At 37.8% G+C, this 11,448-nt stretch carries 12 protein-coding genes and 1 pseudogene; 5 read left to right on the top strand and 8 right to left on the bottom strand.

The annotated features are described in order from the left end of the window. Positions 1-481 (bottom strand): 3-oxoacid CoA-transferase subunit A (locus ACG916_RS21115; protein WP_419328694.1); only part of this gene is annotated, 481 nt, incomplete at its 3' end. 162 nt (positions 482-643) lie between these two features. Here ACG916_RS21115 and ACG916_RS21110 point away from each other — a divergent pair. Beyond that, positions 644-1,009, top strand: coding sequence for a nuclear transport factor 2 family protein (locus tag ACG916_RS21110; RefSeq protein WP_419328693.1), 366 nt, complete (start codon positions 644-646; stop codon positions 1,007-1,009). 32 nt (positions 1,010-1,041) lie between these two features. Here ACG916_RS21110 and ACG916_RS21105 read toward each other — a convergent pair whose 3' ends face one another. From ACG916_RS21105 to ACG916_RS21080, 6 genes are all read right to left on the bottom strand, one after another. Then, entirely contained in the window at positions 1,042-1,377 is a 336-nt protein-coding gene (locus tag ACG916_RS21105) for a Rieske (2Fe-2S) protein (RefSeq protein ID WP_419328691.1), read from the bottom strand. Positions 1,378-1,379: 2 nt separating this feature from the next. Beyond that, positions 1,380-2,231, bottom strand: a complete 852-nt coding sequence (locus ACG916_RS21100; RefSeq protein ID WP_419328690.1) for a dioxygenase family protein — start codon at positions 2,229-2,231, stop codon at positions 1,380-1,382. An 89-nt stretch (positions 2,232-2,320) separates the two neighbouring features. Next, complete coding sequence (locus tag ACG916_RS21095) at positions 2,321-3,388, bottom strand: maleylacetate reductase (protein WP_419328688.1); 1,068 nt, start codon at positions 3,386-3,388, stop codon at positions 2,321-2,323. A gap of 5 nt (positions 3,389-3,393) precedes the next feature. After that, complete coding sequence (locus ACG916_RS21090; RefSeq protein ID WP_419328686.1) at positions 3,394-4,860, bottom strand: aldehyde dehydrogenase family protein; 1,467 nt, start codon at positions 4,858-4,860, stop codon at positions 3,394-3,396. Between the two features lie 64 nt (positions 4,861-4,924). Next, positions 4,925-5,932 carry a hydroxyquinol 1,2-dioxygenase gene (locus ACG916_RS21085; RefSeq protein ID WP_419328684.1) on the bottom strand — a complete coding sequence of 336 codons (1,008 nt, stop codon included), beginning with the start codon at positions 5,930-5,932 and terminating at the stop codon, positions 4,925-4,927. Between the two features lie 16 nt (positions 5,933-5,948). Then, positions 5,949-6,443 (bottom strand): cupin domain-containing protein, encoded by a 495-nt coding sequence (locus tag ACG916_RS21080; RefSeq protein WP_419328682.1) that lies wholly within the window; start codon positions 6,441-6,443, stop codon positions 5,949-5,951. A 299-nt stretch (positions 6,444-6,742) separates the two neighbouring features. On the opposite strand from ACG916_RS21080, the gene ACG916_RS21075 reads away from it, so the two are divergent. From ACG916_RS21075 to ACG916_RS21060, 4 genes and pseudogenes are all read left to right on the top strand, one after another. After that, on the top strand, positions 6,743-8,101 hold the full coding sequence (locus ACG916_RS21075; protein WP_419328680.1) for an outer membrane beta-barrel protein: 1,359 nt from the start codon (positions 6,743-6,745) through the stop codon (positions 8,099-8,101). 22 nt (positions 8,102-8,123) lie between these two features. Further along, positions 8,124-9,395, top strand: a complete 1,272-nt coding sequence (locus ACG916_RS21070; RefSeq protein ID WP_419328679.1) for an MFS transporter — start codon at positions 8,124-8,126, stop codon at positions 9,393-9,395. Between the two features lie 212 nt (positions 9,396-9,607). Continuing rightward, positions 9,608-10,558, top strand: a complete 951-nt coding sequence (locus ACG916_RS21065) for a LysR family transcriptional regulator (RefSeq protein WP_419328678.1) — start codon at positions 9,608-9,610, stop codon at positions 10,556-10,558. 332 nt (positions 10,559-10,890) lie between these two features. Beyond that, positions 10,891-10,998 (top strand): annotated as a pseudogene (locus ACG916_RS21060) (nitronate monooxygenase); the annotation flags it as partial. A gap of 55 nt (positions 10,999-11,053) precedes the next feature. Here ACG916_RS21060 and ACG916_RS21055 read toward each other — a convergent pair. Then, positions 11,054-11,335 (bottom strand): DinB family protein, encoded by a 282-nt coding sequence (locus ACG916_RS21055; RefSeq protein ID WP_419371764.1) that lies wholly within the window; start codon positions 11,333-11,335, stop codon positions 11,054-11,056. Positions 11,336-11,448 lie beyond the last annotated feature (113 nt).

Genomic DNA, 11,448 nt, shown 5'->3' with positions numbered 1-11,448 from the left:
GATGTGCTTTAATCAGTGCAAAGTCTGCTTTAATCGGATATTCAAGTACGTAGTCTTTGCCATCGATATGACGTGTTTCTTTGCCATCTGCCAATAATGTGCCAAAGCCTGTTGGGGTAAAGACTGCACCTAAACCCATTCCAGCGGCTTGAATACGACACGCCAGATTGCCTTGCGGTACTACTTCAAGCTCGACCTTTCCAGCACGGTACAGTTCATCAAACACATAAGAGTCTGACTGACGTGGGAAAGAACAGATTACTTTTTTAACTGAACCGGCTTTAAGCAGTTTAGCCAAGCCATAATCACCATTACCGGCGTTATTACTCACAATAGTCAGGTCTTTAATACCCAGTTCAATTAGTCCGTCAATGAGTTCAGCGGGTTGTCCTGCGGTACCAAACCCACCAATCAGGATGGTTGTGCCATCTTTAATCTGCGATAAAACCTCGGTAAGTGAAGCCTCACTTTTATTTATCATAGCCAATCCATTATTCTAAAATTATTATGCTTTATTGTAGATTATTCAAATAAAAAGATAGCTTATAAAACTGCAAATACAATGTTCTGTAATTTAGAACAATTGAACACCCTTAAACTTAATATCATGAGGGGACTAATAATTTTAAGGGATGAAGAATTTATGGAAATGCAAATTAGACAAATAGAGAAAAAGCGCTTTGATAGCTTAATTGATAAACACTATGAAAAATTTGCGAATATGTGCGATACAAATCTTCGATATGTACATACCAGCGGTACAGTTGATGATTTAGCAACTTTTATAACAAAGCTCAAAGCCGGTTATTATGATTATCAACATATTGAATATGATATTGATACTGTTGTAGAGATGCAGGACTGCGTAATTGTTACTGCTAATTTTTATGCAAAGCTTTTAATTAATCAACAACCTAGAAAATTACAGAACCGAGCATTATCAGTATGGAAAAAAGAACATAAAGAACTAAAATTAATGATGTATCAGGCAACACCTTTTAGTTCCTAATTCAATAATAAAACGTTAGTCTCAAGCAGAGGCTAACGTTTTAGAAAAACTGCCCCATCTTTTACTTCAACTTTTACCAACGTCAAAGAGTGACCTTTGCAGGGACCATCAACACACAATCCAGTAGTTATATCAAACATCGCTGAGTGATGCGCACACATAATTAATTTATTTTTATAAGTACTGAATACACCTGTTTTATAATCTAACTGAACAGAAAAATGAGGACAGATATTTTCATAAGCATAAAATTTATCTCCACCTTTAATCACAATAATACTTTTTTTAAGATCGTCAGGATGCGCCACTCTTAGACAAATTTCTTGAAAAAAATCAGAATTTTCACAGAGTTTAATTAAATTTTTCATAATTACTCTGCTGAAAGAACAAAGTCATATGTGATCAGGTAGTAGTCTCTATCAAGGCCATATAAAACTTTGCTTTCCTCATCCAACTTTGTGAATTGATAACTGACAATTAAACGATCTTTTACACCAAATACGGCATCATTATTTAAATAGTCATCATTTGCTAAAAAAAGATGAGTTATAAGTGACTGATATCCATCTGCAACAATTTTAAAATGGATATGCGCAGGTCTCCAAAAAGTACGCTTAGCATAATTCAGAAGTTGCCCTACTGTACCATCTGACGGGATTTGATAACTTACAGGCAAAATAGACTTAATGGCATATGAGCCATTTAATTGACTAATAAATATACCCCGTAAATTGTCAATCTGTTGCATAGCATCTTGCCCCGAATACATCCCATTATCCGCGGTTTGCCAAACATCTATATAAGCATTAGAAATAGCTTTGCCATACTCATTTCTGATCTGACCAGTAATTAACAAAGGAATAGTTTGCTCTTCACCCTCAACCACGATGCTATCAGCAAATTGACGAACTGGCATATTCTCAATAAAAAAGGGGCCAAAAACTGTTGAAGGAGTTTGTATTTCATTCTTCTGGTGATTGATCTGATCAACCAGCATAGAAATACCAAGTACGTCTGAAAGTAAAATATATTCCTGACGCTGTTCATGACAAAGTTGTCCAGTTATAGTTAAGAATTGAATTGCATGAAGCCACTCATCTTCTGTTAATTGCACTTCATTAATATAGTCATGCAATTTCTCAACTAAGGCAGTAATTAAAGTACGATGACGTGCATTATCAATGTTTTGAAAGCTTTGAATAGCTTGTGTTGTTACACTCATAATAAATTCCTTTTTGGCAGCACAACTCACCTTTCCGCAGCAAATAATGCTGCGGTTAAGCCGATCTTTATGGTGAAATTCGATTTATTTTATATCGGTGCTAACCCCAGATAAGCTTTGGTGAGCAGATCAACTAACTCCTCGTAGTCATAACCGCGGGGGTTATAATACGGGCTATCACAAATAATTCTTGCTACTTCAGCAGGCCCTTGTTCTGGTAAACCAATATCTTTTAGTGCCAATGGAATATTTAAAGACTGGTTTAATTGATAAATTGCCATACCAACATTTTCACGACTTGCTACACCTAATGCTCCCGCCAATCGTTCCATGGCTTCGACATCGGCATTACGGTTGTAATGTACCGAGTACGCCAAAGTGATGGCATGTGCTTGCGCATGCGGCAAGTTAAAGGTACCACCCAAGGTATGGCAGATTTTATGGTGAATCGCCATCCCAACTGACCCTAAACAGATACCTGCCAACCACGCACCATATGTAGCTTTTTGGCGGGCTTCAACGTCATGTGTATCTTTGACAATTGCAGGTAATGCGGCTTTGAGTGCCCGAATTGAATCAGTTGCCATAAGACTTATAATCGGGTTTTTGTCTTGCGCATACAATGCTTCTACCGCATGCGCCATAGCATTCATACCTGAACAAGCCGAAATTTCTGCTGGTAAAGTCAAACTCAGTTCAGGATCATAAATGACCACTTTGGGTAAGACATGAATGTCCTTACCAGTCGTTTTTAGGTTGTTTTCAGTTAGACCATATACTGTGGTCATTTCACTACCAGCATAAGTAGTGGGTATTGCCACAATTGGGGTATGAGTTTTTAAGGCAATAGCCTTGGCCAACCCAATAGTCGAGCCACCACCTAATGCTAGACAACAATCAATATTATTCTCTTTAACAAAATCAATGGCTTTAATTGCAACTTCAACAGGTACATGCATCACGGCATGAGGATAAACCCCCATTGCAATATCACCCAATTGTTGCACTAATTCTTGACCAGCATCTTCCTGTTCTGGTGTAGTTAACACTAAAACTTTTTGATAACCATGCTGATTTAAAATTTCTTTTGTTTCTTTTGACTTACCATTATCAAAATAAACATCCAAAGGTAAAGCTTTATAATGAAATGCGTTCATACAACTCATCCTCGCAGAAAATGAGGTGGAATATTGGCATCCACATTAACCCAAATAGATTTAGCATCCGTATAGTCATGAATAGCTTCAAAACCCATTTCTCGACCATAACCGGATTTACCTACACCACCAAATGGACTACCTGGATTTACACGTTTATAACTATTAATCCAGCACATACCAGCTTTGATGTTTTTAGCAAACTGATGAGCACGTTGTAAATTCTGTGTCCATAAGCCACTACCTAAACCATATTCAGTGCAATTCGCTATTTCCAAAGCCTCTTGTTCCGTTTTAAAGCGCAATACGGTTACAAAGGGACCAAATACTTCTTCTTGAGCAACACGATCCATTGGTTTGGCTTCAACCACGGTTGGTAAAACGTAATATCCATTTTGCAAGTTAATATCTTCTGGTGCTTTACCACCAGTTAACACACGACCACCTTGTTCTTTAGCAACCTCGACATATGACAACACTTTATTGCGGTGAGCTTCTGAAGTGAGTGGTCCCATTTCAGTATCGGGATCTAGAGGATCACCTAATCGAATTGATTCAGCTAGCCTGATAAATTTTTCCAAAAACTCATCTGCAATTGCTTCATGTAAAACTAAACGTGAACCTGCAATACATGCTTGCCCTTGGTTGTGAAAAATTGCCCATGCTGCACCATTAACAGCTGCATCAATATTGGCATCTTCAAAAATAATATTAGCACCTTTGCCTCCGAGCTCAAGTTGAACACGTTTCAGATTACCTATTGATGAACGAACAATATTTTGACCAGTTAAAGTTGATCCGGTGAAAGCAATTTTACCAACGTCCTCATGCTCTGCCAGTCGTTGCCCCGCCGTATGTCCATAGCCAGCCACGATATTGACAACGCCATCCGGAAAACCAGCTTTTTTAATTAATTCAGCAATTTTCAACGTAGATAAAGGAGTGAGTTCAGATGGTTTCATTACCACAGTATTACCAGCAGCTAATGCAGGTCCAAGTTTCCAACTCGTAAACATTAATGGGAAATTCCAGGGTACAATCTGTCCTACTACACCAATTGGCTCACGAACAACATAGTTTAAAAAACCTTGTTCAACTGGAATAACTGAGCCTTCAATTTTATCGGCAATTCCACCAAAATAACGGAAACAGGCAGCAGTACGCGGTACATCTAAACGGCGTGAGTCACGAATAGGATGCCCTGTATCTAAAGATTCAAGTTGTGCTAATTCCTCTGTGTGTTCTTCAATTAAATCAGCGAGTTTAAGGAGTAATCGGCCTCGCTCTGTCGCGGGGGTTGCTGCCCAAGATGGGAAAGCTCGTTTAGCAACAGCAACTGCAATATCTATATCCTCTGCTTCAGCTGCTGCAATTTTAGTAATTAACTCGCCATTAGATGGGTTGACTACATCAATGGTGCCACCATTTTTTGCAGGCACGAATTGGCCATCAATAAATAATTGATTATTCATAATTTCACCTAATGAGTATCAGAGGCTGTTAAATGTAGGAAGTTAACAGCCTCTAGCTGAATGCTTAGAATTGGATTGGATAAGGAGATAGTTCACCTGATTCATAAAGTTCAGGTAGATTTGGGGTTGCATTTTCCCAAACAAGTAACATTGAACGTTTAGTTGAGTATCCTTGATGACGAATATTGGCTGGCATTGCAGCAATATCCCCTGCTTTCATAATGACGCGGGCAATAGGACTACCATCTACTTTATCGCCAATATCCCAAGTGATTTCATCAGATAATTGTAAGAACCACTCTACGCGATCATTGCCATGAAAAATTGGTAAAATATATTCTTCTGTAGTAGGACAGAATAAACTTTGTTTACAAACAGAAGTTACAGAGGGGTTCCAAGTCACGTCTGAACGCGACAGATATTTAAATAAGTTAAAACCACTAAGTTGACCTTCAAAACCAGGTTCACAATATATAATTGGATCATCTTGAACCACATCTTCAAACTGACGGTTAACCGGTAAATCATCACGTAAAGGTGAATCATCAGGTAAACTTGGCATACGCTTCGTGGCAATCCGATAGCGGTCAATCGCTTCTGAATTATCACCATGCTTACGACCAAAAGCAGAACCTGTTTCTTCTGGGGCAGCAAATGGATCAAATCCTTTACTTACCCAATCATGTAAAATAGCTTTAAAAGTCGCCATGATTAGTGGAGTTTCAAAGTTCTCAACATAATCTACGCATGCTGCTTTTAATACGCCATTAAAAGTGCCAGCGTATAAGTCGACATTACCATAGTGGTTTTGAGTACCAATAACATGATCGAAGTTAACCCAACCATAGAAAAACCCCCAAGCAACATCTCTCATCAAAGCCCGTAAAAATGCATCAACAGATATTAAATGAGAATGCTCCTGACCTTTTGCTTCCCATGTTACTTTGGCAAAGTATTCATCACGACTGAACTTAAAATTACCTAACTGGAAAGTTGAATAACCTGAAATTTCATCATATCCAGTAATCGTTACCCCGTCATCTTCAACAAATTTATTTTGCATAGCATTCATTTTTATCTCTCCTTGATTACTTAATACAAATGTCATTCCATTTTTCGACAGAAAGGGGACCTTTAATTGTTTGTATTAACATCACTGATTTCTTTGACGCCTCAAAACGATATGCTGATCCGACTGGTAAAATAGCTTGGTGGCCTTTTTTCAAGACAACATACCCCATTGGTACCCCATCTGGTCTCATTCCAGCAAGATGAGTACCCTCTTGATCCTGGGGGACTATCGGGCCTTTTAATTTCAAATAATCGACACGAACTTCACCATCCATTACGATCACAAATTCATCATGTGATGCCGTATACCAAGCAGATTGCCCTTCTGCCAGAACAGACTCAATGACAAATTTGAGGTTCATCCCAACAACTGTTTTTTCATAAGGTTTGCTCATTGCTGCCACTTCAAAAATATTTGAAAAGGCATAATTAGTAGCTTTACCCTGAATAATCTGGATTGAACCTTTTTCGTAGTTTTCCAAACTACCGAGCTTTGTTGTATAAGCACTCATTTCCATATTCCTTACTGAAATTCTTCGTGTATGGTCTTTCCTCGACAGTTTGAAATTACGCCAATCCCTCGATTAAGACAATGAAGAAAGCAGCAACATGAATGTTTGCAATCTGCGAACAATGGAAAAAATAAATATAAAAAACAAAATATTACAATTATTTTCTACAATAAACCTCTGTTTAGTCACATTGACAGCTCAGTACACTTTGCACTTGAATAAAAAAACGTTCGGATGAAGGACAAAATTATAACAACCATGGAAACAAGGTAGTTTTCTTAAATTTATTGAGACGTACTATGGACAGATTAAAAGTTCTCGGGGGTGCAATGTTCGCTATTGCACTTGCCCATGCGTCAGCAAACGCATCTGAAGATATAACACAACCACAGGGGTGGCTACTTCAATCTATCAATGACAATCCGCTGGGCATTCAAGTTTCGGGATGGGCTCAGGCCAGTGTTGCCGGCAGTAATCATGGCGGGCAAATGACACCTGCCACTATCTTAAGACGTGATGAAGGCATTACGCTGGATCAAGCCGCCATCACCATTGAAAAAAAGATCAAAAGTAATATTGCCAGTCGGGTTGGACCATTTCCCAGGGACATGCCAAAAGCTTTTGACTGGGGTTTTAACATCACTGGCATGTATGGTGCCGACAACTTTTTCTTCCGAACCTATGGCCTAGATGATGATTGGGGCAGCAACAAGGTGGGAAATTTTGACTCATCGGATATTTATGCTTCCTTAACCCAAGCCTATGCCGAATTTTACTTCCCTGTTTTAGGTGGTAGTAATTTGATGCTCGGCTTATTTCATACACCTTTGGCCAATGAAATTGGTTTTGCCTTGCCTGCACCTGCACCAACTACCTTTTACACCCACCCTTACAGCTTTATCCATGGTCCAGCAAAACATGTGGGTACTCTATGGAGCAGCCATATTTTCAATAATCCAGACAGTGCAAAATTGTCTTATGAAGTTGGTGCAGTACGTGGTTACAACAACCTACAAGACCCCAATGATGACTGGGATGCCATTGCCAACTTGCGCTGGCGCAGCAAGGATTTTTCACTGTGGGTCGACTTTGAAAATATCTATGGCAACGGCGCCGATGACTCCTTTAACAAATGTGGTTGCGGCTCACCAATTCCTGCCAGCTCTGCCTTGGCAAAAGATGATTACCTAACCCGCTATCAAAGTTATCTCACCATCACCAAATTTTTAGACCCGAAAAACATCGTGACCGCCGAAGCGTCCTATGGCTATCAAGAAAAAGCATTATTGACAGATATTTTTAATCAGGAACCTTACGGTATTCCGAAACAAGGCGGTAAAGATGCTTCTTGGTACGGGCTCAACGTCAGCTACAACCATATTATTAACTCGCAACTCAGTTCAGCCCTACGTGCCGAATACTTTAATACAGATGGTGTACATGTATTAGTACCATATGAAGGCATCTACAAAGCCGTAACCGCCAACGTCACTTGGAATCCGAAACCATACTTACGTATCCGCCCAGAAATTCGTTACGACAGGTACAGTGGTAATTACAAACCATTTGCAGCTAAAGACAACGGATTACCCCCTTTGGTCAATGGCACTGAAGATGATCAACTGTCTTACTCACTTGACCTAACTTTCTTTTTTTAAATTCATTGAAAAGGATATAAATATGAATATACAAAAATGGGATACTTCTTACGAATGGAAGATTGTACTCCTTCTCACACTTAGTTTTGGCCTTGTGGGATTAGATCGTTGGATTATTGCCCCCTTATTACCTTCAATCATGAAAGATTTATCTTTAAATTACCAAGATGTTGGTCTAATTTTTGGTGCCTTGGGAATAACTTGGGGAATCTTCGCAATATATGCAGGAAGGTTATCAGATAAAATTGGTCATCGTAAGATTTTACTAATATCTCTTGTCGTTTTTTCTTTAGCTTCAGGTTTCTCTGGAGCTGCAATGGGTTTGACCAGTCTAATTCTAATTCGTTCTATAATGGGAATTTCAGAAGGTGCATTCTGTCCAACAAGTTTTGCTGCGACTGCAGTTGCAGCAAAACCCTCGCGTCGTGGTGCCTTGCAAGGATTACAGCAAAGTGGCTTTGCTTTATTTGGTCTGGGCTTAGGGCCAATTATCGCTACACAACTCCTTTTAATCGTACCCTCATGGCGTGAGGTATTCTGGGTTGTTGCAATTCCTGGTTTTATTATAGCCGTGTTTTTATTTTTTATTCTAAAAGAGCCACAAGATACTCAAGGAGGTCAATTACTAATTACCGAAAAACAGGTTGAAACACAAGTAAAAGTGAATTGGATTGATTTACTCAAAACACGGAATATTTTACTAAGTATGATTGGCCTCTTTTGTACGATGTCATGTGTTTTTGTTATTAGTGCAATGGTTCCTTTGTATTTAGAAAATTTCTTAAAACTTAGCTCTCAAGAGATGGGATTAATTGTTTCTGCTATCGGTTTTGGTGGTTTTTTAGGGCAATTTCTTGTTCCTGCCGCATCGGATTGGATTGGTCGACGCCTTGCTTCTATTCTAGGATTTATTGGAGCAACTATTTTTATTTATTTATTTGCTAATGCTTCTGCATCTATCCCAATATTATTTGGATTACTCTTTGTGCTTTCCTTCTTTAGTTTAGGATTAATCGCCTTACTATCAGGCCCCTTAGCTGCAGAATCTGCACCAGCAGGATTAGTTGCATCTTCAATTGGGCTCGTAGTAGGTGCAGGTGAAATTTTTGGTGGCGGTATTGCACCTGTAATTTCTGGAATAATTGCTGAGAACTATGGTATCCAGAATATTTTTTACTTAAGCTTAGTAGGTACAATTATTGGTATATGCATGAGTTTTTTTATTAAAGAAACTGCTCCTCGTAAAGTACAGCCTATTGAAGTATATGAAATTGAACCCACTCAAAAGTTATAATGTTGATCTAATAAAAAAGCATTCATAGTGAGTAATGACTGTAAGTTAAGCCAAATTATTGGATAAATTCTTAACTAATCAACATTAATACATAGTGGGTGCTTTTACTTTGCTTAATATACAATCAATTATTTTTAGATAATTTAGTTTATCCTTTAAATATCGTTGGATATAAAATCAATATCTTATTTTCATGGTTGATGGATTAACTTATGGATAAATTACAATGTATGGAAGCATTTGTGAGAGTCGCACAAAGTGGAAGTTTTATTCAAGCAGCTGAATCAATTGGTGTTACTCGTTCAGTGATAAGTACACGTATTCAACAACTGGAAAAGTTTGTCAATGCGCCTTTATTTCATCGTAGTACCCGATCAGTAAGGTTATCGGCTATTGGTGAAAAATACTATCCCGAATGTGTCGAGCTTATTAGCCGTTTCGAGCAACTCGCTGATGAAATGTCACATGCAAAAAATGAGTTACATGGCCTATTACGTATTTATATGGCCCCTGGTTTTGCTTTAAGTTATTTCAGTAAACGTTTATATCAGTTCACAGCACAGTATAAAGATATTGAATTAGATATTGTTGTATACGATAAAGTCATTGATCCTATTTCTTCTGGATTTGACATTGTTTTTCAAATGTTTCCTCCTAAAGGAGAAAGCCTAATTGAGAGGAAAATTTTCAATGTAAACCGTGTGATGTGTGCTTCACCAGAATTTATTGAAAAACATGGCCAACCCAAAAACCCACACCAACTTCAGCAGTTTGAATTAGGTTATTATTCTGGATATCCCGAAAGAAACAAAATCAAATTTATGATCAATAATAAGTTCCAAGAGTTCTCTATTCATGCGAGAGTCTCATCAAGCTCAATTCATTTATTACATGATTTTGCTTTAACAGGTGGCGGTATTGTTTGCCTACCAACAATCGTCGCATGTGAGAGCCTTTATAAAAAGAAACTAATTCCAGTACTTACTGACTATCCTTTACCTAATTATGGGTTAAGAGCCGTATTTCCTTCGAACTCTAGAAATTTAACCAAAATCCGTTGCATAATCGATTTTCTAGTGGAAAAACTAGATCTCGTTCCAGAATGGGATCAACAACTGATAGAAAGCGGCTGCTTATCACCTAGGGTTAAATTCTTTCAATAATTAAATATTCTCCACATACTTCTTAGAATGAAAAAAATAGCCGCCTTACTAAGCATTCATTTAAATCTATCTTATAAAGATAGTAAGGGAACAGCGAAAGTTATTTAAATTATAACAATGGGATATAAATAACATTCTTCTTAATTATTACTTTAAAAATTAACACTATAAGAAATAATAGTTCTATTTTACATATTGTTTGCTCCAGTATCGTTTTTATAATTAAAGTTTAGTCCTAGCACGCTTAACCCTTTAAATATTCTTTGTTTTATTTGATGATTCATAATTAAATCAAATTCATTTTCACCAAATCCTTAGCTGTTCAACATGGTGATACTGGCTTTGGTGCATTCTGGGCTGGAAGTAATGTTGGACTGATCCGTGAATTAGAAGCTCGAGATCTAGTTAATCAACTGGTTGTAGAAATGAACCATTCTTAATGCTTAACTAAGCTGTCAATAGAAGCTGAACTGCGACAGCTTCTATTTATACTTATTATGCTTGGCTTTGTTCAACTAACATATACACCAAATCTAATTCGGGGCATACATACCCCAATCCTGTCATTGCAGCAGTAATTTGCCCACGATGATGTGTGCCATGATTAAATACATGCGTAAGAGTAGCAGCATAAGGCAAAGTCAGTTCTTGTCCAGAAACTCGTTTATAGGTTAAATCTGCATTTAAGGTTTTTTCATCTAACTGCTCTAGAAACTCAATCCAGTTATTCGACTTCTCTTGTAATTCGTCCAGTAATAGGTTTTTTTCAGTTTGGATGATAGTATCTAATGCAATAGAGGTGGATCAGGAAATTTGAACAACACTTATAAGTGATATTTTGCTCCCCAAATGATGTTATAAACATCAATATATGGAGTATTTTATGGCAC

This window comes from Acinetobacter legionensis (assembly GCF_048552295.1).
Lineage (GTDB): Bacteria > Pseudomonadota > Gammaproteobacteria > Pseudomonadales > Moraxellaceae > Acinetobacter.
The sequence above is the reverse complement of the archived record's forward strand: the minus strand, read 5'-3'. Positions and strand labels throughout refer to the sequence as shown.

What these genes read in the sequence shown, in the direction of transcription:
- ACG916_RS21105 (WP_419328691.1), bottom strand. Translation starts at nt 1,377, where the DNA reads ATGAAAAATTTAATTAAACTCTGTGAAAATTCTGATTTTTTTCAAGAA.
- ACG916_RS21075 (WP_419328680.1), top strand. Translation starts at nt 6,743, where the DNA reads ATGGACAGATTAAAAGTTCTCGGGGGTGCAATGTTCGCTATTGCACTT.
- ACG916_RS21085 (WP_419328684.1), bottom strand. Translation starts at nt 5,932, where the DNA reads ATGAATGCTATGCAAAATAAATTTGTTGAAGATGACGGGGTAACGATT.
- ACG916_RS21080 (WP_419328682.1), bottom strand. Translation starts at nt 6,443, where the DNA reads ATGAGTGCTTATACAACAAAGCTCGGTAGTTTGGAAAACTACGAAAAA.
- ACG916_RS21065 (WP_419328678.1), top strand. Translation starts at nt 9,608, where the DNA reads ATGGATAAATTACAATGTATGGAAGCATTTGTGAGAGTCGCACAAAGT.
- ACG916_RS21090 (WP_419328686.1), bottom strand. Translation starts at nt 4,860, where the DNA reads ATGAATAATCAATTATTTATTGATGGCCAATTCGTGCCTGCAAAAAAT.
- ACG916_RS21100 (WP_419328690.1), bottom strand. Translation starts at nt 2,231, where the DNA reads ATGAGTGTAACAACACAAGCTATTCAAAGCTTTCAAAACATTGATAAT.
- ACG916_RS21110 (WP_419328693.1), top strand. Translation starts at nt 644, where the DNA reads ATGGAAATGCAAATTAGACAAATAGAGAAAAAGCGCTTTGATAGCTTA.
- ACG916_RS21095 (WP_419328688.1), bottom strand. Translation starts at nt 3,388, where the DNA reads ATGAACGCATTTCATTATAAAGCTTTACCTTTGGATGTTTATTTTGAT.
- ACG916_RS21070 (WP_419328679.1), top strand. Translation starts at nt 8,124, where the DNA reads ATGAATATACAAAAATGGGATACTTCTTACGAATGGAAGATTGTACTC.